At 43.8% G+C, this 22,351-nt stretch carries 21 protein-coding genes; 13 read left to right on the top strand and 8 right to left on the bottom strand.

The genetic code is table 11. The annotated features are described in order from the left end of the window. Nucleotides 1–160 precede the first annotated feature (160 nt). Both KIV41_RS15245 and KIV41_RS15250 read left to right on the top strand, forming a co-directional pair. On the top strand, nt 161–709 hold the full coding sequence (locus KIV41_RS15245) for a YcbK family protein (RefSeq protein ID WP_285336947.1): 549 nt from the start codon (nt 161–163) through the stop codon (nt 707–709). A 130-nt stretch (nt 710–839) separates the two neighbouring features. Then, nucleotides 840–1,496 carry an MBL fold metallo-hydrolase gene (locus tag KIV41_RS15250; RefSeq protein ID WP_005430620.1) on the top strand — a complete coding sequence of 219 codons (657 nt, stop codon included), beginning with the start codon at nt 840–842 and terminating at the stop codon, nt 1,494–1,496. Nucleotides 1,497–1,508: 12 nt separating this feature from the next. Here the strand turns inward: KIV41_RS15250 and KIV41_RS15255 are convergent, their stop codons facing one another. Beyond that, the gene (locus tag KIV41_RS15255) at nt 1,509–2,177 is read right to left on the bottom strand and encodes a DUF2982 domain-containing protein (protein ID WP_038885657.1); all 669 of its coding nucleotides are present in this window, start codon (nt 2,175–2,177) and stop codon (nt 1,509–1,511) included. Nucleotides 2,178–2,446: 269 nt separating this feature from the next. Between KIV41_RS15255 and KIV41_RS15260 the strand changes: the two genes are divergently transcribed. The 6 genes from KIV41_RS15260 (at nt 2,447) to KIV41_RS15285 (ending at nt 8,413) form a co-directional block, all read left to right on the top strand. After that, nucleotides 2,447–2,836: a hypothetical protein gene (locus KIV41_RS15260; RefSeq protein ID WP_010447624.1), complete on the top strand. Its 390-nt coding sequence runs from the start codon at nt 2,447–2,449 to the stop codon at nt 2,834–2,836. Between the two features lie 413 nt (nt 2,837–3,249). Continuing rightward, complete coding sequence (locus tag KIV41_RS15265) at nt 3,250–4,344, top strand: TRAP transporter substrate-binding protein (RefSeq protein ID WP_010447626.1); 1,095 nt, start codon at nt 3,250–3,252, stop codon at nt 4,342–4,344. A 138-nt stretch (nt 4,345–4,482) separates the two neighbouring features. Further along, nucleotides 4,483–5,022, top strand: a complete 540-nt coding sequence (locus KIV41_RS15270) for a TRAP transporter small permease subunit (protein ID WP_285336948.1) — start codon at nt 4,483–4,485, stop codon at nt 5,020–5,022. A 12-nt stretch (nt 5,023–5,034) separates the two neighbouring features. Further along, entirely contained in the window at nt 5,035–6,321 is a 1,287-nt protein-coding gene (locus tag KIV41_RS15275; protein ID WP_038885656.1) for a TRAP transporter large permease subunit, read from the top strand. A gap of 105 nt (nt 6,322–6,426) precedes the next feature. Continuing rightward, the gene (locus KIV41_RS15280; RefSeq protein WP_010447632.1) at nt 6,427–7,782 is read left to right on the top strand and encodes a cache domain-containing protein; all 1,356 of its coding nucleotides are present in this window, start codon (nt 6,427–6,429) and stop codon (nt 7,780–7,782) included. Beyond that, a complete protein-coding gene (locus tag KIV41_RS15285) occupies nt 7,775–8,413 on the top strand; it encodes a response regulator transcription factor (RefSeq protein WP_038885655.1) in 639 nt (212 codons plus the stop codon). The genes KIV41_RS15280 and KIV41_RS15285 overlap by 8 nt, the downstream gene beginning before the upstream one ends. 52 nt (nt 8,414–8,465) lie before the next feature. Here KIV41_RS15285 and cosR read toward each other — a convergent pair whose 3' ends face one another. Next, nucleotides 8,466–8,942, bottom strand: coding sequence for a MarR family transcriptional regulator CosR (cosR, locus tag KIV41_RS15290; protein WP_010447635.1), 477 nt, complete (start codon nt 8,940–8,942; stop codon nt 8,466–8,468). A gap of 394 nt (nt 8,943–9,336) precedes the next feature. On the opposite strand from cosR, the gene KIV41_RS15295 reads away from it, so the two are divergent. Together KIV41_RS15295 and KIV41_RS15300 are read left to right on the top strand one after the other, a co-directional pair. Continuing rightward, on the top strand, nt 9,337–10,908 hold the full coding sequence (locus KIV41_RS15295; RefSeq protein ID WP_010447637.1) for a BCCT family transporter: 1,572 nt from the start codon (nt 9,337–9,339) through the stop codon (nt 10,906–10,908). A gap of 219 nt (nt 10,909–11,127) precedes the next feature. After that, nucleotides 11,128–13,011 carry a methyl-accepting chemotaxis protein gene (locus tag KIV41_RS15300; protein ID WP_285336949.1) on the top strand — a complete coding sequence of 628 codons (1,884 nt, stop codon included), beginning with the start codon at nt 11,128–11,130 and terminating at the stop codon, nt 13,009–13,011. 70 nt (nt 13,012–13,081) lie between these two features. Here the strand turns inward: KIV41_RS15300 and KIV41_RS15305 are convergent, their stop codons facing one another. Both KIV41_RS15305 and KIV41_RS15310 read right to left on the bottom strand, forming a co-directional pair. Then, complete coding sequence (locus tag KIV41_RS15305) at nt 13,082–13,801, bottom strand: 3'-5' exonuclease (RefSeq protein ID WP_045387731.1); 720 nt, start codon at nt 13,799–13,801, stop codon at nt 13,082–13,084. 8 nt (nt 13,802–13,809) lie between these two features. Further along, entirely contained in the window at nt 13,810–15,699 is a 1,890-nt protein-coding gene (locus KIV41_RS15310) for a DUF294 nucleotidyltransferase-like domain-containing protein (RefSeq protein WP_038887348.1), read from the bottom strand. 217 nt (nt 15,700–15,916) lie between these two features. On the opposite strand from KIV41_RS15310, the gene KIV41_RS15315 reads away from it, so the two are divergent. Beyond that, nucleotides 15,917–16,558 (top strand): outer membrane beta-barrel protein, encoded by a 642-nt coding sequence (locus KIV41_RS15315; protein ID WP_252042114.1) that lies wholly within the window; start codon nt 15,917–15,919, stop codon nt 16,556–16,558. A gap of 62 nt (nt 16,559–16,620) precedes the next feature. Here KIV41_RS15315 and KIV41_RS15320 read toward each other — a convergent pair whose 3' ends face one another. From KIV41_RS15320 to KIV41_RS15335, 4 genes are all read right to left on the bottom strand, one after another. Beyond that, a complete protein-coding gene (locus tag KIV41_RS15320; protein ID WP_285336950.1) occupies nt 16,621–17,811 on the bottom strand; it encodes an amino acid aminotransferase in 1,191 nt (396 codons plus the stop codon). Nucleotides 17,812–17,992: 181 nt separating this feature from the next. Further along, nucleotides 17,993–19,459: an HD-GYP domain-containing protein gene (locus KIV41_RS15325; RefSeq protein WP_285336951.1), complete on the bottom strand. Its 1,467-nt coding sequence runs from the start codon at nt 19,457–19,459 to the stop codon at nt 17,993–17,995. Between the two features lie 226 nt (nt 19,460–19,685). Further along, nucleotides 19,686–19,985, bottom strand: a complete 300-nt coding sequence (locus KIV41_RS15330) for a hypothetical protein (RefSeq protein ID WP_045387721.1) — start codon at nt 19,983–19,985, stop codon at nt 19,686–19,688. A 222-nt stretch (nt 19,986–20,207) separates the two neighbouring features. Continuing rightward, nucleotides 20,208–20,438 (bottom strand): hypothetical protein, encoded by a 231-nt coding sequence (locus tag KIV41_RS15335; protein ID WP_010447656.1) that lies wholly within the window; start codon nt 20,436–20,438, stop codon nt 20,208–20,210. A gap of 177 nt (nt 20,439–20,615) precedes the next feature. On the opposite strand from KIV41_RS15335, the gene KIV41_RS15340 reads away from it, so the two are divergent. Both KIV41_RS15340 and KIV41_RS15345 read left to right on the top strand, forming a co-directional pair. After that, nucleotides 20,616–22,007, top strand: a complete 1,392-nt coding sequence (locus tag KIV41_RS15340) for a PLP-dependent aminotransferase family protein (RefSeq protein WP_252041926.1) — start codon at nt 20,616–20,618, stop codon at nt 22,005–22,007. Nucleotides 22,008–22,105: 98 nt separating this feature from the next. Beyond that, a complete protein-coding gene (locus KIV41_RS15345) occupies nt 22,106–22,327 on the top strand; it encodes a hypothetical protein (RefSeq protein WP_010447660.1) in 222 nt (73 codons plus the stop codon). The last annotated feature ends 24 nt before the right edge of the window (nt 22,328–22,351 follow it).

Raw genomic sequence — 22,351 nt, forward strand, 5'->3', positions numbered from 1 at the left:
AATTAAAAAAAGTTACAATTCATAAAATTCGTTTGCTGTTCAATAAGTAAACAAAAAATCCAGCCTAAAAGTGACAAGCTGGACCGATTTATGCGTTTGACGCGTTAAATTGGTTTCGGTAATGTCCGCTGCTTGTAGAGTAATTGAGCAGTATTTTCTAATGGTAAGTCGTAATTTTTCTCGTCGTGATTTTCTTAAAATGACCGCTGGTGGTGTTGTAGTTGCTTCAGCTATGCCGTCAGTGTCTTGGGCGTCATTACCCGACGAGCCTCGTGTACTTACGATGAATAACCTAAATACTGGTGAATTACTTGAGTCGTGTTATTTCAACGGCTCGAGCTACGTCGATGAAGAACTCCAACGTCTTGATAAATTCTGTCGTGATCATCGTCGTAATGAAGTTCATCCAATGGATAGATGCTTGTTCGACCAAATCAGCCAAATTCAAAAGTTGATCGGCACGGAAGCTGAAGTGATTGTGATTTCAGGCTACCGTTCACCGGTAACCAATGCGTCTTTACGAAATGGCTCTTCTGGTGTTGCGAAAAAAAGCATGCATATGGAAGGGAAGGCGATCGATTTCCGTTTGGATGGTGTGAAATTGTCTACCGTTCGTGACGTGGCATTAAGCTTAAAGGCTGGTGGCGTTGGTTATTATCCAAGTAGTAATTTTGTCCACATCGATACGGGGACCGTTCGTTCTTGGTAGACCCGAACTAAGGGTCACTTTAACGAGTAAGAATGCTGCGCTTTGCCCTCTGAACAAAGCTTGAAGTCATTTTGGCTTAGTGTCATAGTTGCGGCAGTTTTCATGCAATTTTATTCGGTATAGGTTATTTATGGCTCTGAAGTACCAAGTTGTTCCCGTAACATCTTTCTCTCAAAACTGTTCTATCGTCTGGTGTGATGAAACCATGAAAGGCATTGTGGTTGATCCAGGTGGTGATGAAAAGCAACTTGCAATGCTAATCAAAGAGCTCGGTGTTGAAGTCGTAAATCTAGTTCTAACGCACGGTCACTTAGATCATGTTGGTGGAACTGAGCCTTTATCTGCTCTTTTAGGCGGTACTGAGATCGTTGGTCCACACAAAGCAGATAACTTCTGGTTACAGGGGTTAGAAGGTCAGAGCCAAATGTTCGGTTTTCCATTAACTGAAGCGTTTGAACCACACCAATGGTTAAATGAAGGTGACAAGGTCACTTTTGGCAATCAAACACTGAACGTGATCCACACCCCAGGTCATACTCCTGGTCACGTTGTGCTTTACAGTGAAGAAGCTCGTTTGGCGTTTGTCGGTGATGTTTTGTTTAACGGTAGCGTTGGTCGAACTGACTTCCCACAAGGCGATTTCAACACGCTTATTAGCTCTATCAAAGAGAAACTATGGCCATTGGGCAATGATGTTACATTTGTACCAGGTCATGGTCCGCAATCGACGTTTGGACACGAACGTAAAACAAACCCTTTCGTTGCTGACGAAATGCCACTCTACTAAAGCATCTTTGTATTAGGTATCAGGCTCGGCGGCTGCCAAGTAACGTCGAGCCAATCCCACAAACGCATCAGCTTCTCTATCCAAGTCACTTGTTGAAATAAATACATCGTAGCCATAAAACTGCCTTTGGTACTTCATTCTATTCGCGAGCATCGCAAGTAAACCTTCGTAGAGTATGCCCTTTTGATTAATGTAAGGGGCAGGATCCAGCACCATATCCTCGAATTTTGTTTCACAATGATTTTGCCGAGCACCTAGATACAGCAGTGCGCGTTGACTTAAAAGAACTTCTGTCGCGATACGAGGGCAGATAGCATCTAGATATGGGGAGTAATGCTTTAAACGAATGCCTACCCAAGGTAGAGGCTGGTGCCATCCTTCTTGCTCATATGTACATATTCCTATGGAGTCAATGTCTTGCCAACGGACGACCCAGCCGCCTTTGAATAGGTGCTGTTGAAAATGGGATTGTGTAAGAGTAAAACCTACCTGGCTTTTTTTGATCATCATGATTGCAAAGCCAACAATGACTGCCATTAAAACCACAGATAGCATTGCTTGCTTCCACCCTGGGGCGATCAACACGAGAAACAGTGTAATGATGACCACCAAAAGCATAATCAGTTTGTTGATGGGGGAGTCGGCTTTAAACTGCGAGTTAGTAAGGTGTAACGTTTCCATGTTTCAACCTCGGGATAAAAGACAAATTAACCAAATCGCCCAATGCCTGTTGGGTTGCATATTGATTTAAGGCGAACCTCTGTTTTTATACCCAGTATTGACAAAATGCGTTCACAAATTTCTTGATTAAATAATAGACGTTCTATGCATTGAGCGCATTTTTCACAGCGTTTCGCTGCCAAAACCTACAAATTGATTGGGAATTTTGGTATAAAACGCGCTTCAAATTTTCATCCCTGCTGAGATGCAGTGAACTGGAGAAATATTCAATGAGACTTGCTCATAAGCGTAAAGTGCAGATGAAACTGCAAAAGCGCATTAAAGCGACAGTTGCAAACGTAGCAAAAGCACCAAAGACAGCTAAGCCTGTTGCGGAAAAAGTCGTTGCAGAAAAACCTGTTGTTGAGAAAGCAGTAGCTGAGAAGAAGGTAGCTGCAGTAAAAACAGACGTTGCTCTAACTCCTAAGCAACAACAAGTATTAGACATTGTTGTCGCTAATGCTGAAGGTATTAACCCTAAAGGTATTGGTCTAGCTGCAGGTCAAGAAGATACAAAAGCGGCATCATGGGCTACAGGCGCACTGAAAAAGCTTCTTGAAGAAAACCTAGTTCAAAAAGAGCAGTTAGCAGGTAACAAAGTTATCTACAAAGCAGTTTAATTACCCCTGTAATTCTGTTTCTTAATTGAATACCTCGATTTCGGTCGGGGTATTTTTTTACCTGCAATTTGTCTTTCTCGATTTCTAATTGAGCATTCTAACGATACAAAGTCGTTATTTGTCACATTTTCTTAAATACTGTGTAAATTCTTCCGCAGTCAAATACTTAAGTACTTACTAATTCTTCGTCTATTCCACTCCGATCTTAACTGCATGATTATTATGCTTTATCTTTTTTGGATATCAAAAAGACTACGTATTACTACGTACTACCAATGGCTAGGGCTTGCCTGGCAATACAAATTTGTTGCGTGTTCATGCCCATTTCGGTCTCCGCTGTAGTATTCCATTGTATATACGAATCCTTATGTAATGGATGACAACAATAACCTTGGTGACAAAGGACGTGAACGATGAGTCTTATCCAAAAATCTTTGAAACGAGTACTCAAAGCGACGGCGATGGTAGCAACCATGGCATTCGTAGCAACTTCTGCTAACGCTGCTGACGATAAAGTATATCGCTTGAAATTAGCGGAGACGTGGGGCCCTAACTTCCCAATCTTCGGTGATGCGACAAAAAACATGGCAAAAATGGCAGAGGAAATGTCAAACGGCCGTCTACAAATCCGTATTGACTCTGCAAACAAACACAAAGCACCACTTGGTGTGTTTGATATGGTGAAATCAGGTCAGTACGATATGGGCCACTCGGCTTCTTATTACTGGAAAGGCAAAGTACCAAACACTCTTTACTTTACCTCTATGCCTTTCGGTATGCTGCCTACAGAGCAGTACGCATGGTTCTACTATGGCGGCGGTATGGAGTTGATGGAGAAGGTTTACTCACCACACAACTTACTGTCTTTCCCTGGCGGTAATACCGATACCCAGATGGGCGGCTGGTTCCAGAAAGAGATCAAATCAGTCGACGATCTGCAAGGTCTGAAAATGCGTATCCCTGGTTTTGCGGGTGAAATCCTTGCTGAGCTGGGTGCGAAGCCAACCAATATTGCACCGGGCGAACTTTACACCTCGCTTGAGCGTCGCACGATCGATGCACTGGAGTGGGTAGGTCCGTCTCTTGATTTACGTATGGGCTTCCACAAAATTGCACCTTACTACTACACAGGTTGGCATGAGCCAGGTACTGAGCTGCAATTCCTAGTTAATAAGCGTACTTGGGAACGTCTACCTGATGATCTGAAAGCGATTCTTCAAGTGGCGATGAAAGCGGCGGCGTACGACATGTACACCCAGTCTAAGCACGAAAGTGGCAAAAACTGGGCGTCGATTCAGTCTGAATACCCGGATGTTCAAGTAAAAGACTTCCCACCAGAGGTTATCTCTGCACTGCGTGAAGCGAATGAGCGTCTACTTAAACAGCACGCAGAAAAAGATGCCCTAGCGAAAGAGATTCAAGAGTCGCAAGCAAATTATATCGAGCAAGTGCGTCCTTGGTCTGACATTTCACATCGAGCTTACCTAAACAGCCAAGCTCAACAGTAACTTCATCAAGCAGGGCTATCTCCAAGTATTAAGGAATAGAGCCTGCTAATGAAGCCCAAGAAAAACTTCTCGAAGAGAAGACTATAAAAGTGCTCCGCGAACCAGCGGAGCCAATCCACGAGTTCCATGGAGTTCGGAATGAGAAGCCTGATTTATATTGAGCGAATCTTTAACCGCTTTGGTGATTTTCTGGGGTGGTTGTCCAGCATCCTATTCATTTTGTTGTTAGCGAACGTGGTGTACGACGTTGTCATGCGTTACGTGTTTAATGACGTGTCTATTGCCTTTCAAGAGATGGAATGGCACCTCTTTTCTGCTGTATTTTTGCTTGGCGTTTCATATGCGATTAAATCCGGTGGTCACGTCAGAGTAGATATTTTCTATGAACGTTTATCTTACAAAGCACAATCCATCATCGACATTTTAGGCACCTTACTTTTCCTTTTCCCGTTTTGCCTATTGGTTGCTTGGTTTGGTATCGACTTTGCCAAAGAGAGCTATGCCCTTGGTGAGACGTCCGGTGACCCAGGCGGTTTACCATATCGATGGATCATTAAAGGCATGATCCCATTGTCATTCTTGTTTATGGCGGTTAGCGGTGTTGGTTTGCTGCTTCACTCCATCAATAAAATTGTTAACCCTCATCTTATCTATGCCGGTAACAACGGTAAGTCGTAAAAGGAAGTCAGTATGATCGGTATAGTGATGTTTTTTGTAGCTCTATTTGCGCTACTGCTTGGTTTCCCTGTTGCCTTCACCTTTGGTGGCATCGCATTAATATTTGGCGTTTGGGCAGAGGGCATGGATATGTTTGCTTTCATGCCATATCGCATTCAGTCCATCATGGAGAACACGGTACTAATGGCGGTGCCACTGTTTGTCTTCATGGGCTTGGTGTTACAAAAGACAAGACTTGCAGAGCAGTTGCTTGAGTCTATGGGGCGCCTATTTGGTGGCGTTCGTGGTGGTATCGCAATTTCTACGGTATTGGTAGGCGCGCTACTAGCCGCATCGACAGGTGTGGTTGGTGCATCGGTTGTCGCAATGGGTCTAATCTCTTTGCCAGTGATGCTTAAGTACAACTACGACAAAGGATTGGCCTGTGGCACCATTTGTGCCTCTGGCACGTTAGGTCAAATCATCCCTCCTTCTATTGTCTTAATTTTGCTCGGTGATGTATTAGGCGTACCCGTAGGTGACTTATTCCAAGCGGCAGTATGGCCGGGCTTAATGCTGGTGGGTGCATACGTTGTCTACATTCTGATCTACGCCAAGCTCAATCCAGAAGCCGCTCAACCTATCGAGCGTGATGAGTCGATCAGCCGCAAAGAAGAAGTATTCACCGCGCTTAAAGCGGTATTACCGCCGCTTGCGCTGATCATCGTGGTGCTAGGCTCTATCTTTGCTGGTATTGCAACACCAACGGAATCCGCGGCGCTGGGAGGTGCTGGTGCGATTGTGCTTTCACTGCTCTATAAACAGTTCAGTTGGTCGATGGTGTATGAAGCCTCCAAAGAGACAGTGAAAGTGACCGCAATGGTATTTGCGATACTGCTTGGTGCGACGGCATTCTCGATGGCTTTCACATACACGGGCGGCGATTACCTGGTTGAAGAGTGGATGCTACAACTACCGGGTGAGAAGTGGGGTTTCTTGATTATTACGATGGTGGTGATTCTTATCCTTGGCTTCTTCATCGACTTCGTTGAAATCTGTTTCATCATTGTGCCTATTATTGCGCCTGTTGCAGAGCTGATGGGTATCAACATGACATGGTTTGCAATTCTCATTGCGATGAACCTTCAGACATCGTTCCTCACGCCACCATTTGGCTTTAGCTTGTTCTATTTGAAAGGCGTAGCTCCAGCAGGTGTGACAACGCGCGATATCTACCGAGGTGTGATGCCATTCATCGCGATTCAAATTGTTGTGCTCGCTTCGTTGCTATTCTTCCCTGGCTTCTACGGCATGGCGTAATGCAAGTAAGAAAAGAGAATTTGTGACCTGAGAGTTTTTACCTTTTGAGACAAGTTGTTAAGCTGTTTGTCGAAATGGCAAACAGCGTTTCATTGGAGGAAAGGGATGCCTCTCAAAGCCAAGTTAATATTGCTGGCACTGATACCGGTGGTGTTAGTGTCAGCCAGCATCAGTTGGATTTCCATCTACCAAGCCAAGACTCTTGGACAGCGAGAGGTGGAAATCTTTCATCAGAACCTCATTCAATCTAAAGAAGCGGCATTGAAAGATACGGTTGATCTGGCTTTTGATGCAATTTCTCATATCTATAATGATCCCACTCTTGAAGAGAGTGATGCTAAGGCGCGTGTTAAAGCAATCCTCAATCGTCTTCGCTATGGTTCAGACGGCTACTTCTTCGCCTATGATAAGCACGGTACAAACTTAGTTCATCCAATTCTTCCCGATCTTATTGGGCAAAATTTGTTGCATATACAAGATGAAAACGGAGACCACTTAATTGAAACGTTACTCCATCAAGCCCAACGAGGTGGCGGGTTTCATCAGTATCTATGGCAGAAGCCATCAACTGGTGAGGTGGTTCCCAAGTTGAGCTATGCCGCTTGGTTGGATAAATGGGATTGGATGATCGGCACGGGCTTGTATATTGAAGATGTCAGTCGCGAAGTCGCGAATATGCGTGCAGCAGTAAATCAGAATATTGAAACGACATTTTTCTCTGTCGTGATCATTCTGGTGGTGACCGTCTCGGTTATTATTGTCCTAACGCTGGCGATTAACTTGCATGAACATCGCTTGGCAGACAAGCACCTCAAAGAGCTTGCCCATAAAACGGTAATGTTCCAAGAAGACGAAAAAAAACACTTAGCCAGAGAGCTACATGACGGTATCAATCAGCTATTGGTCTCCAGTAAATGCCACTTAGATTTGATGGCTCATCGTATCGAAGATGAAAAGCTTAAATCCCACCTAGATAAATCTCAACGCTCGCTAATTACCGCGATCAACGAAGTTCGTCATATTTCTCATCAACTTCGACCTAGTGCGCTGGATGATATTGGTCTTGAAGCGGCACTCACCACCTTATTACAAGACTTTCATTCACATTCTGGTATCGACATTGATAGTCACTTTGATACCAATCAGGTGAAGTTGAAATCTGAGGTTGCGACGACCTTGTATCGTGTTGCTCAAGAGTCGCTGAACAATATCGAGAAGCACGCTAAGGCGAAAAAGGTCACGGTTATTTTGCAAAAGATGGGCAATATGCTGCAATTACTGATACGAGATGACGGCATCGGGTTCCTTGTTAACCAATCGGTTCATCGTCAGGGGATTGGTTTACGTAATATGCGCGAGCGTGTTGAGTTTATTGGCGGTGAGTTTGAATTGATGAGCGAGCCAGGATTAGGCACAGAAATCACCGTATTATTAGATTTGGATGGATTAGTTTATGGATAAACCAATTAGTGTGGTGATAGTGGATGACCATCAAGTGGTTTTGGATGGTTTTATGGCGCGCCTAGAGCTAGAGCCTGACATTGATGTGATTGGAACCGCAAGCAATGGCCTAGAAGCGATCGAAGTTTCTAAGATGCTCAACCCGGATGTAATTCTAATGGATATTAGTATGCCAATTATGAATGGCATTGAAGCGACGGGTGTGATTAAAGAGGAGAGGCCAGAGAGCAAAGTACTAATGCTGACGATGCATGATAATCGTGAATACATTATGAAGGTGATGCAGGCTGGGGCAGTGGGGTACATGCTGAAAGAAATCTCTGCAGAGAAGATGGTGCAAGCGATAAAAACCGTGAATCAAGGATCGACGTACTTTTGTGAGTCTGTCACTCAAACTTTATTTACTCAAGATGTTGTACCGATTGCACAAAAACCAAATCCACTTAGCCGCCGTGAGGAAGCCGTTTTAAAACTGGTTGCGCAGGGGCACAGTAGCAAAAAGATTGCGACACTTTTGGATATCAGCTATCGAACGGTAGAGACACACCGCCACAATATAAAACACAAGTTGGATTTGCATTCGACCGCAGAATTGGCCAAATACGCATTTGAGACAGGTTTGGTTGAGTGAGTGTTAAGATGAAAGCGCTCATTACTGGATGAATGAGCGCCCTCGAAAGTGACTATTCAGGCTTAGTGATGCTTCCAAGCTCTAGCATTGGCGCAACATCGATATCTTCAGCATTCATCATAGTTGAAATGCGTTGAACGGAAGACAGGAGTAAGCTTTGTTCCCACTCTTCCAACTTTTGGAAGCGGCTGATGAAGTGTTCCTGTAGGGGAGTTGGCGCTTGCTTTAACGCTTCTTGCCCTTTTTCTGTTAGTACCGCATGCACTTTACGTTTGTCTTGGACACTACGACGGCGTTCAACAAGCTGATTGCGCTCTAAACGGTCTAAAATAGTGGTAGCGGTTGCCTGGCTCATATTGGTATGGCTAGACAGCTGTTTGATAGTGACATTGTCTAATTCACTAATGGCACGCATCAGAATCAGTTGTGGAGCCGTTAAACCAGACTCTTTGCTCAACTTTTTAGAATGTAAATCAATAGCTCGGATGATCTGACGAATCGAGACCAAGACTTCTTCGTACTTTTCCAATTTAGTAATCCAGTCATTAAGGGATCATGTAACGACGCGACACTAACTCAAAAGCGTTGCTATTAAAAGGGCTTAGTTAGTATTAGCGACACCATTTTTCAATTATTTGCCTTGGCTCTCCTTATTAAATTTATGGCTTTTTACGGCTCAAAAAGCATGACCTAGAATAATTATAGTAAGAAATGTTTGTGGTCTAATTATTGCTGTGGTTGTTTTCGCTTTTTTTGGTGGATTTTTCTGATTGAAAAGTAAGTTATTGGATTTTTTATCAGCAAAATATAGACAAAAATGCCTAAAATGGTAGGATCTTCCACTTTCATGGAAAATAAAATGTATCGTGTTCGAAGGTTTTTTGCGTTATGCCGAAAAAATTAGAATGCAAAAGAGAGGAACAATGACAAAAGGTATAGATAAGTACAGTATCGACAGTACCGACTATACGGTTGGTCAAGATAACGTACAAAAATGGGGGTTTGATGTACATAATCCTGTTTTTGGTATCAGTGCAGGTTTCATTGCACTATTTCTTATTGCGGCGTTAGTTCTTGATGCGCATACAGCCAAAACCGCGTTAGACGGAATCAAATGGAAAATTATCGGTTCATTTGATTGGCTCTTCATTATCTCAGGCAACATCTTCGTTATCTTCTGTTTAGGACTTATTGTGTCGCCAATGGGCAAGATTCGCCTAGGTGGTAAAGATGCTGTCGCTGATTACTCGTTTGTTTCGTGGCTTGCAATGCTATTTGCTGCAGGTATGGGTATCGGTCTGATGTTCTGGAGTGTGGCTGAGCCAGTGGCTTATTTCACTGGTTGGTATGAAACGCCATTGGGTGTTGAAGCGAATACCCCAGAAGCTGCCAAACTCGCATTAGGTGCAACTATGTTCCACTGGGGTCTACACCCATGGGCGATTTATGGTGTCGTTGCGCTTTCATTAGCTTTCTTTACTTATAACAAAGGCCTACCGCTGTCTATGCGTTCGATTTTTTACCCACTGCTGGGTGATCGTGCATGGGGCTGGGCTGGTCATATTGTAGATATCCTTGCGGTACTCGCGACACTGTTTGGTCTTGCGACGTCACTGGGCCTTGGTGCACAACAAGCAGCGAGTGGTATTCATCATGTGTTTGGTGTTGAGCCTGGTCTAGGTCTACAGATTGTTGTGATTACTGTCGTTACCTTACTAGCGGTTGTCTCAGTGGTTCGTGGTATTGATGGCGGTGTAAAAGTCATCAGTAATATCAACATGGTTATTGCATTTTTACTGTTAATCCTTGTTGGTTTGATCGGATGGGCGGTGAGCTTAGGCTCGATTCCTACCACGTTGATGGCTTATGTAGAGAATCTCATTCCACTTAGTAACCCATTTGGTCGTACTGATGAAGCTTGGTTCCAAGGTTGGACTGTATTCTATTGGGCTTGGTGGATTTCATGGTCTCCATTCGTGGGTATGTTCATTGCTCGTGTATCTCGTGGCCGTACTGTGCGTGAGTTCATCACTGCGGTATTGATTGTTCCTACGGCGGTAACACTTGTTTGGATGTCGGTGTTTGGCGGTCTAGCTATCGACCAAGTGATCAATAATGTTGGTGAACTAGGCGCAAACGGTCTTACCGATGTTTCGCTAGCAATGTTCCAAATGTTTGATGTATTGCCATTCGGTAACATGCTATCAATCATTGCAGTTGTGCTGGTATTGGTATTCTTCATTACCTCGTCAGACTCAGGTTCACTAGTAATCGACAGCATTACCGCTGGTGGTAAAGTGGATGCACCGGTTCTGCAGCGCGTATTCTGGGCCTTCATGGAAGGCGCAATTGCAGTTGCGCTGCTGTGGATTGGTGGTTCGGAAGCGGTTCAAGCACTGCAAGCAGGCGCGATTTCTACTGCTCTACCATTTACCCTAGTTTTACTGGCGATGTGTGTCAGTCTATTGATGGGTATGAGAACAGAGAAACACTAAGCTACTGTAAAATAAAGCTTAATTTATAAACTTAAAGCCAGCATTATTGCTGGCTTTTTTTGTGCGAAAATTCTGACGTTTGACAAAAAAATGGCGCAAGAAAATTCTTTTTTTACAATAACTTATTTCACTATTGAGTAGTGTGAAATTTGGTGCGCTTAACGTAAATTCTGTGTAAACTCGCTGCTCACTTACTGTTCTCCCAACAAAAAATAAACTATGAAACTATCACTAAAACAAAAGCTCATTGGCGCTAGTCTGTCTGCTGTTGTTGTCATGGCGGCAGCATTGACGTGGTTGTCGGCAGGTCAATTATTTGATCAAACACGTGCTGGTGTATATTCACGAGCACAGAGTCTAAGCAATGCAGCATCTGAAGGTATTGCTGACTGGGTTGCCATTCGTAAAGACATCGCGACGGCTTTCAACGATTACTCTACTGAGCAAGACGTTGTTCCTTTTTTACAACAAGCACGCAAGGCGGGTGGTTTTGACGACATCTTCCTAGGCACTCCGGAAGGCGGAATGTATCGCTCTCATCCAGAGCGAAACCGCGCAGGTTATGATCCACGCACTCGTCCTTGGTACAAAGATGCTAACGCCGCTGGCAAACAAATCATTACAACGGCTTATCAAGATGCGATCACCAATGCTCTGTTAGTCACTATCGCTGAGCCTGTATACCAGAGTGGTCGTTTTGTTGGTGTGGTTGGCGCTGACGTTCTGATTGATCAGCTTATTGATGACGTAATTAGCTTAGATGCTGGTGAAAATGCGCACGCGATGCTGATCGACATGAGTGATGGTACTTTCCTTGCTCATCCAAACAAAAGTTTGACGCTTAAACCAATCGCCAACCTTTCAAATGATTTTTCTAAAGATTCTATTGAGCGTGCAGCAAATAGTGGCTCCATCGAAACCGCAACAATTAATGGTCAAGAGAAGCTGTACTATTTCAGTAAAGTTCCAAACACCCACTGGATGTTTGCGATTGAAATGGATCGCGCGACTGAAGAAGCTGGCCATTCTCAATTGCTAAGAGAAATGATGATTACAGCTGTACTGATTACCATTGCTGTGATTGTGATTGTCTCTTGGTTAGTAGGTTTCTTGTTCCGCGATCTTGGTCGAGTGTCAAAAGCGCTGGAAGAAATTGCATCTGGTGAAGGGGACTTAACGCAACGACTTGAACCTCGTAGTGACGACGAAGTCGGAAAGCTTGCTGAAAACTTCAACCGCTTTGTTGGTAACATGCATACTATGGTCACTAAGCTTAGCCATGTATCAGCAGCACTTTCCCAACAATCACGTCAAACCGCTCAGCAGGCGGAAGAGCGTAGTCAACGTATCGCGTACCAACAAGATGAAATCAACATGGTAGCGACTGCGGTAAATGAAATGGCTGCGGCAACGCAAGAGATTGCAGGCAATGCAGAGAATACGGCTCAAAATTCTGAAGAAGCCGTAGAAGCATGTGCACATGGTTCGAGCCAAGTAACGCAAACACAAGGTTCTATCCAGAACTTAGCGCAAGAAGTTCAAGTAGCAACCAATGTTATCCAAGAGTTGGAAGCGCATGGTAACAGCATCAATACCATTTTATCGACCATTCAAGGTATCGCTGAGCAAACTAACCTTCTTGCACTGAACGCAGCAATTGAAGCCGCGCGTGCAGGTGAGCAAGGCCGAGGTTTTGCGGTAGTTGCGGATGAAGTGCGCGTACTAAGCCAACGAACTCACGCTTCAACGCAAGAAATTCAAGAGACGATTGAAATGCTGCAAGGTACAACAGCGAAAGCTGTCGGCATTATGGATGATAGTCGTCGCTTGGCTGATACTAGCGTGGATGATGCGAACTCTGCAGCGGCAAGCCTAACGCAAATTCATTCTGCAGTAGAACGCATCAACGATATGGCTACTCAAATTGCATCAGCGGCTGAGGAGCAAGCATCAGTAACGTCTGAAATTACACGCAATACTGAAGGTATTCGTGACGTTTCAAACGAGCTATCTTCTGAAGCACAACATGCTGCAGAGCAAGCTGCACAGTTGTCTGAGCTGTCTCATGAGCTAGAGCAAGAAATTAAACGCTTTAAGTTATAGTTCAGCGAATACTGACTAAAAAGGAGCCACTTGGCTCCTTTTTTTCTTTAGGCTAGAACGCTCACTGGAACTACAACCATAAGCTGCTTATAGGCTGGTCAGCACTATAGTGATGGGCGATCTGTGCTTGCAGTAGCTCTGCAGTGGCGATGGCATCTGTCAAAGCATGGTGTGGTGTGTAGTCTGGCAGCCCATAACGACGACGAGATTGTGCTAGTCGCAGTGAGCCGGGTTTATTACCTTTCAACTTGTTCCAAAGCCCCCCAGAGAGTCTCTGCTGGATGTCTTCTTCGATTTGAAGTGTATCTAAGACTGGAAACTCGATACCTTCACCAATACGTACTTGAAGAGCTTGGTTGAGAAACTCTCGCTCTATGCGACGATAGTGAACGACCACCACCTTGCCAGCTAGGCTTGGCAGAAGCTCTTCAAGAATATCGCCAAGATCAGGTGCATCAATGAGTTCGTTGTGGGTGATACCATGGATGATGACTGAGTCTTCATCCAGCTTCTCTTGTGGTCGAACTTTCCAGTGCTTAGCTTGGCGCAAAAAAATTCGATTGAGATTGAAGGGCACTAGACCAATTGTGATGATGCCATTTTTCTGTGGGTTGAGCCCCGTGGTCTCGAAATCGAGCGCGACAAACTCTACTTGAGATAATGGCGTGTCTGGCGCAGGTAGCTCTGTCCCATAAAAGGCGATTAGGCGCTCATCTGTTGCCCTTTCCAGTTTTTGCTGAAACTTCATTGGCCATTGAATGGAAGGCTTTTGAAACAACTTCTTTATCATTCCTTGCCTCACTTAAACTTGTTGCTAGCCTGATAGCGGAACTTAAGGAAGTTCTGACCATTACTTAATATTTGAAACGCATCTTTAAGGTTGCGCCTTTCAAAGTCCGATAAGTTTTCTGGCTCGATGTTGTTATCCGGTTCGGTACCTAACTCTACGTCAATCGCTTGGTGGCGAATACGAACCATAGAGATAAACTCCATCGCGTCCTTCAAGTCCTGCGCGCGTCCTTTGGGTAAAATGCCTGCATCAATTATGTCATCTAACCGTTCAAAGGAGTTTCGAGCACGAGAGCCTACTGCTAGTGAGTGAACTCGAATTAAGTCGACTAGGGGAGCGGTGCCTCTTCGTTTTAAGTTGATCGAGTTTTTATGCTGGCCATCTTTCTCCATCACGAAATCTTTAAAGAACCCAAGTGGAGGCGTTCGATTAAGGGCATTTCTGGCAAGACATGCGAGGAAACGGTTGTTCTTACGCGCACGACGGACAATGAAACTGGTTAGTTGTTCTGCCCATTTTAAACGTCCATAAACACCATCTAAGTCGAAAAAGATAGACGCATTGAGTAGTGCTTTCGGGTTTGGGTCATCAATCCAATCTGCGAAGCACGCTTCCCATTCAGAGCGCGTCATTCTCCACATAGGGTTGGTTGCCATGATGTCTCCCGTGCAGTACTTATAGCCGCACGCGTCTAAGCCGTCACTTACGAATTTTGCCAAAGCTTCAAAGTACTTACCGTGCTTTTCTGCTTTATACGTGTCATCGAGAATGATGGCATTATCTTGGTCAGTAACAAGTAATTGCTCGTCTCGTCCCATTGAGCCAAGGGCTAAGAAGCAATAAGGGACAGGTGGTGGCCCAAGCTCTTGCTCGGCTAACTCTATTAGGCGCTGTTTGAAGCTTCTGCCTATCACAGACATAGCGCTACCAACCATATGGGAGTTGGCATCTTCATTAACAAGGCGCACAAAGCTGCTCTTCACTTCATCAGCGACGATAGCGAGGTCTTCAATGGTTTGCTGTTGGAATATGCTGCTCACAAGAAGTAGTGAGTTTTGAGATTCATAACGGACGATATCTGTTGCTTCAATAATGCCGATTGGCATTTGATCTTTCACTACTGGCAAATGGTGTACGTTGTATCGAAGCATCGTTAGCATGGCTTCATAAACATAGGCGTTGTGGTCGAGTGAGATAACCTCAGTTGTCATTACGGTTGACACTTCATCGAGAGGAGACAACCCCTCAGCTAACACTCTAGTACACAAATCTCGATCGGTAATGATGCCGACGACAGGTGATTGCGGATCTTCTTCGTCTAGTACAAAGTCAGGGTCAACGATCAGTAGTGATGAGACATTGTCTTGCGCCATCAATTGAGCCGCTTCTTGAATGGTTTGTCCTCGTTCAATAGTAGGTGCATCGCGTGTTAGCAATGTCTTTACTTTTGAGGTCGTTAGGTCATTTGCATCGCTATTTTCAGATACGGCTTGTCTTAAGCGAGCGCTATTTTCAACTTCAACAAAGTCTGCAAAAGAATCAAAGCTGTCGTATAGCTCTTGGAATATATCGCCAGGGATGCAGTAAAGGAGGGTGTCTTCAATCGCTTTGACTGGGAAGCGTACTTTATTGTTGGTGAGCAGGCCCATTTGGCCAAAGAGATCACCTTCGTCTAGTCGGTTATACAGTTCCCCTTTGCGTCGATAAACTTCTACCACACCGCTTCTGACCATATATAGGTCATTAATTTGATCGCCGAAGTGAATGACAGGAGTGTCCTGTCGATAGTAAGAAATCTCGATATTCTCGGTAATTTTGTTCAGCGTTTCTTCTGGTAATTCATTGAAAGGAGGGTACTTGACGAGAAAATTATAAATCTCTAACAGCTCTGCATCCATGAAGGTGCCTTTTTCTTCGCAAATGATAGGTTAATCATAACTTAGTTTTAAAACAGAATCTTATCGGATCACACAAAACCCCAGTTCGTGATAAAATTAGTAATAAACTTACGCTAAGATTGAGTAGGTTTGATTTGTGACTAGGATCATTGAGTGCGTTTTTTATCCGTTTTAACAATAAAAACACCTATAAATGGCACTCATGCAAGGAATTAAAATGGTAAGAATATTGTTAGCTGCGCCTCTTGTAGCATTACCTTTAATGAGCATTGCCTCAGAATCTGAACAAGCGGAGAAGTTTGGGTATGAGCATATCCAATTAGAGCTTGGAGCAGGAACAACAAATGAAGAATGGCTAGATAACTCCAACGCAACAACCATTGTGCTTGGCGGCAACTATTTAATTGCAGACAATTGGTTGTTCAATGTTGATTACTCCGCTCAGTTTTTCCACCCAGACGACTTCACTTTACGTATAGACCGTTTATTGTTTGGGGGTGGCTATCGTTATGGGATCAATGATGTTTTTGATGTGTATGGCATTTATGGCTTAGGTGCAATCAAAGCAAAAGCAAAAAATGACACCACAGATCGCACTATTTCATCAGAGAGCGAGTTTATTCAGGCTGCGACCTTTGGTGCAAATTACTTATTCAGTGAAAAGTTAATAGGCACTGCTGAAATAAGCATTAACCGCAGTGATATTGTAGATGAAAACAACTATAAGCTGGCGTTTAATTACCAGTGGCATAAGGTCATCGGAACGGGCGTGTATTATCAGTTAAGAGACACAGACTATCGTGGTTCAAGCTCTGAACACATCAACGAAGTTGGTATCGGATTCAAGTTTATCTACTAAAACAAAAAGGTCAGCATTCGCTGACCTTTTTTAATAATCCAGTTTGCTCTACGAGCATTTAATTATAGAACCGCAGCAATGCCTTTGCACAGTGGTCCCATGTTTGATTTCGTCATACCCGCTACACTGATTCGACCTGAGCCTACGATGTAAATACCGAACTCTTCTTTCAGACGGTTTACTTGCTCTTTAGACAGACCAGAGAATGAGAACATGCCGTTTTGACGCTCGATGAAGCTAAAGTCTGCGACTACACCTTCAGCCTTCAGTGTTGCTACAAATAGCTCACGCATCTCTTGGATACGATCACGCATTTCAGCGACTTCTGCTTCCCATTCTGCACGCAATTCAGAATTGCCAAGAATGTGAGTAACCACGGCGCTACCGTGTGCTGGTGGGTTAGAGTAGATTGAGCGGATGATCGCTTTCACTTGCGAGAATGCCGTTGCTGCAACTTCTTCTGACTCAGCCACTAGCGTAAATGCACCAACACGCTCGTTGTATAGACCAAAGTTCTTAGAGAAAGAGCTCGCGACTAGGATCTCTTTGTTGTACTTAGCGAATGTACGTAGACCTGAAGCGTCTTCTTCTACGCCTTTAGCAAAACCTTGGTACGCAAAGTCGAATAGAGGCAGTAGTTTCTTCTCAGCGACCAGCTTCGCTAGCGTGTCCCACTCTTCCGCTGTTGGATCAATACCAGTAGGGTTGTGGCAGCATCCATGAAGCAAAACAACATCGCCTTCTGAAGCAGCTTGCAAATCATTTAGCATTGCATCGAAGTCTTTGTCTTTTGTTTCTGCGTTGTAGTAGCTGTATTGTGCTGTCTCGATACCTGCAGCTGTGAATACGCCGTTATGGTTAGCCCAAGTTGGGTTACTGATCCAGATCTTTACTTCGCCAAGTTGACGCTTAATGAACTCACCAGCAACGCGCAGAGCACCAGTACCACCAGGCGCCTGAGCCGTTTTCGCACGCTTGCCAGCAACGATTTCAGCATCTGCACCGAAAAGCAGTTTTTGTACAGCTAGACCATATTCCGCTGTACCTTCGATCGTTAGGTAAGATTTGGTTTTTTCCGTTTCAATCAGTGCGGCTTCGGCTTTTTTAACAGTTGCAAGAACAGGGGTTTCACCTTGCTCGTTCTTGTAAATACCAACGCCTAGGTTAATTTTTTCAGCGCGGGTATCTTTTTTAAACTCTTCAGTAAGGCCAAGAATAGGGTCAGCCGGAGCGGCAACTACTTTTTCAAACATAATCTTCATCCATGTTAATCGAAGGGGTCTGCTGACATTTATACCTTTCAGCAATATTCGTTACAACAGTTAGTGATAAGAAAACTTAAAAAAGTTTTGATTTGAAACAGAATTCTAACATAACAAGGTTTTTTGTTATGTAAACCCCTCTTAAGTTGGCGATTCAGAGGGGGATAATTGGCTAGGCGGCTATATTTTGTTCATCTTGATATTGCTGTGCAATACGCTGAAACTCAGCTTCGATCGCAAGGAAAGCATCGACAATCTGAGGATCAAAATGTTTGCCTTTTCCTTCTAAGATGATTGCTTTCGCCTTGTCATGACTGAATGCAGGTTTATATACACGTTTTGAAATTAGTGCGTCATAAACATCAGCCAGCGCCATTAGACGGCCTGAAAGAGGAATCTCTTCCCCAGAAAGTTGGTTTGGATATCCACTGCCATCCCATTTTTCATGGTGGGTGAGGGCAATCTCTTTAGCAACTCGTAAAAATGAACTACTTCCTAGTTGCTTTTCTGCTATTGATAGTGCTTCTGCACCAATTTCAGCATGACCCTTCATGATCTCAAATTCTTCGTCGGTAAGTTTACCTGGCTTCAATAGGACGCTGTCAGGCACACCGACTTTACCGACATCATGTAGCGGTGCGGATTTATAAAGCAGCTCGATGTAGTTTGGAGTCAGCAAAGATTGGTATGCGGTATTCTTGGATAGATATTCTGCTAATACTTTGACGTATTCTTGGGTTCTCAGAATATGGGCGCCTGTTTCATTATCACGAGATTCAGCAAGTGCAGAAAGGCTGACGATAGCAACGTCACGCGTTGTTTTTACCTCATTTTGAGAGACTTGCAGACTGTCTAACATTTGGTTAGTTAGACAGGCCATCGCGCCGAGTTCATCATGCTCAAATATCGGTAGTCGATGTTCTAATCTACCTTGGGTCACTTCTTTTAATGCATCCTCCTGGCTAAGGAGAATCTTCTGCATCAGTTTTGTCCACAGCACCATGATAGCTATAACATAACCACCAATGACTAATGCAATGTAGACAAGCTCTTTAATGAAGCTGATCTTTCCGAGCCCGTTGGTGATTTGCTCTGGGTTTTGCTCTAGCCAATAGATATCTTTCACAGCAACCATGGTTAATATAGTCGTCAAGGTGATGAGCAGTACGATCATCATTCCAATCATTTGTTTAATAATGGATTGACGTTGGCCAGAGAGTGCAAAATCGAAGCGCTTTTTGTGGCTTAAAGCATCAAAGTGAACGAGCTTACTTTGTAGTTGAAGGATCAGGCCAGTAAGAAAACCAAACAAGGCCATACCCAATAAAACCTTTACGTTGCTGTCCAAAGTAAAGTCATATTGCAGATTATAAAACGCAGCGAAAGGGATACTCGCAATAGTAAATAAAGAGGCGTCAAGTAGAGCTTGTCTGTTATCTGCAATGAGAGGATGTCGAGAGAGAATATAGTGTCGAACTATAAAAAGAATTGAGAAGACAACCGTACAATGCAGAATGACTTCAAATGCATTTAATGTACTAAGCATTGGGCACACACGCCCACCGTAGGTTCCAAAGAAAAATGCAGCCGCTAAATAGAGTTTAAATGTCAGTGGTGCATTGTAGTTAGTATTCACCATAGTTAGTTTTACCTTATCAAAGCGTACCGTTCACTCTATTTTTTGGCTTACTGAATAGACAGAAGCGGCTTTGGATGTGATAGATACGTAGTTGATATTAAATTTGTAAAATCAAAGACCAGGAATTTTATCGATAGATTGCACGCATTGATAGATTTTTGTTATTAATTAGCTCAATAATTAAAAAAGCCCCGACTAAGCGGGGCTTTGAAATGGATCATTAAACCTATTTCTTTAGGTTAATTTCTGATTCTACAGCATTGGTTTCAATGTCTGGTTTGCTTGACAGCTTTTCTGTCGCCCAGTCATTCATGTGTTTCAGAATTGCTTTTAAGGCATGCTTTTCAGTTGGCGCTTCAGTTGCTTCAACTTCTAGTTTTTGTTTTGGGTGCGATCCTGTCGCATCTTCAGCAACATGCAGCCAATCTGGATGCCAGTAATAAGGCTGACCGGATGCTGTGCTCCACGTATGAACACCGTTAGTCTCACCTTTGTATTTAATATCGTTTTCGTTGTACTTAGTCATTATTATCTTCTCTCATGTTCATGAGTTGAGGTATGTCACCATTACGTTATAAATGTAACAGATGCCTGCAAAAATAATGTGACAGTAATCTATTTATGTCGTCGATATTAACGCCAATAAAGTGTAAACGTCTCAATTAATAATTTTAGCACGCAAATTAACGGCTTAACTCAAGGTTTAAGGTGGCCGCTACAAGAGTAGCAGCCAACGGAGTGAACTGAATCATTCATTGTTTAGATGCTTAACAATGGCTTCTTTCGCGTGTTCTTCTGTAGCCGTTTCGCCATCCGGAACTTCTAGTTCACATTTAGGCTGTAAGCCTAACGCATCCTCTGCAATATGGAGCCAGTCGGGGTGCCAGTAGTACGGAGTATCACTATCAGGGTGATCCCAACTATGAACGCCTTTATGTGTACCCCTATAAGATAGATCGTCCATGGTAAACAGTTTCATCGTTACCTCCAGAGAGAGTGTTCATGTCATTGAAAGTATGGAACATAAAATGACACTTTGCGCTGTAAAATGCTAAGGCAAAGTTTGAGAAGTTATCTTACAACATTGGCACAAAGCGTTAGGAATTTTTGGGATGATTTATGCTATCTTGCCATTTCGGGTGCTTAAGAGGGAATTATGAATCGCTATCGACAATTGGCAGAGTTGTTTAAAACTCAGATCCAACAGAACACATGGAGAGCAGGGGAGAAATTGCCCTCAGTTCGCATAACAAGCCAGAGCCATTCGGTGAGTGCCGGAACTGTATTGCAAGCTTATCAATTGTTAGAAGCTCAAGGGTGGGTGACGGCAAAGCCGCAATCAGGGTACTTTGTTACCGCCGAGCTCGAACGATTAGAAGCTTCAAATTCAGAAAGCAGCGTTCTGCGAGTGTCAGTCAACGATGAGTTGTATGGTTTTCTTAAGCATCAAGCGTTACCAGAGGCGATAAAGCTTGGCTCAGCATTTCCTGATCCGACATTGTTTCCATTGGACGCGTTAAACCGTAATCTTGCCAGTTCTGGGCGTAAAATGGCCCCGGATTCTTTATTAGATAACCTTCCACCCGGCAGTGAAGCGCTTCGTCGCTTGATTGCACAGCGCTATATACAGCAAGGCATGAGTTTAACTCATGATGATATTGTGATCACCTCTGGTGCGTTAGAGGCTCTTAACCTTAGCCTACAAGCTGTCACTCAACCCGGTGATACCGTAGTCGTAGAATCCCCGACCTTCTATGGTGCACTGCAAGCCATCGAGCGATTGGGCTTAAACGCGATAGAAGTGTCTGTTGATGCGGAGGATGGCCATTCATTAGAGCAGCTAGCGGAAGTATTTAAAAATCACGACATCAAAGCTTGCTGGCTGATGACAAATTTTCATAATCCAACAGGAACCTCTCTCTCTGCCCAGAAAAAGCAGCGTGTCATTGAGCTTGCGAATCAACACGATGTCTATGTGATAGAAGATGATGTTTATGCTGAGCTGTATTTTTCCGATAGCAAGCCGGTGGCATTGAAAAGCTTTGATACACAAGAGCGTGTACTGCATTGCGGATCACTGTCGAAAAGCCTGTGCCCAGGTTATCGCTTAGGTTGGGTCGTGAATAAGCGCTTTAATGAAGCAATCCAAAAGCTGCAACTGATGTCGACCTTGTCAGGCAGTGCACCTATTCAGCAGGGGGTCGCACATTACCTTCAAAACGATAGCTACGATAATCACCTAAGAAAGTTGCGTAAGACGCTCCAACGGCGTCAACAACGATTTATTGAGCTTCTTGAACAGTACCTTCCTGCGCAAGTTAATTTTTATTTACCGCAAGGTGGGTATTTTCTTTGGTTAGCGCTGCCAAAAGGTGTCAGTAGTAAAACGCTCTATCAAGCATTGCTTGCCGAACAGGTGACCATTGCTCATGGCAAGTTGTTCTCTTTGGATGCACAGTTTGAAAACTATCTGCGGCTTAATACCTCATTAGCGGCAGATGAAAATGTAGAGCAAGCCATCTGTAAATTGGGTGATTTGCTTCACTAACGGAACTGTTTGATCTTTTTTCCGACTAACTGTATCAGAACGGTTTAGAAAGGTTGTGTTTCACTCTCCCATAGAGTCATCGATAAGGAGGAGTGACAATGAAAAAGCAGTTGGTAAAACATGAATTGAGGCTCATCGCCGTTGCCATTTTTAGTGCATTCTTACTTGTGTTTGCACATCTTATTTTGGCGAAGTCTTTCTCTCATATGGCGTGGACTGAGTACACCGCCGCAGTTATCCCTTTTATTATGTTTGGTTTGTGCGTATTGGGTGTTAAGTATGCCGCCCATGCAGATAAAGACGAGGATAACGACCCTTAATAGTCACATTTAAAATTAGGAATA

The sequence above is a fragment of the Vibrio sp. D401a genome (assembly GCF_030248515.1).
GTDB lineage: Bacteria > Pseudomonadota > Gammaproteobacteria > Enterobacterales > Vibrionaceae > Vibrio > Vibrio rotiferianus.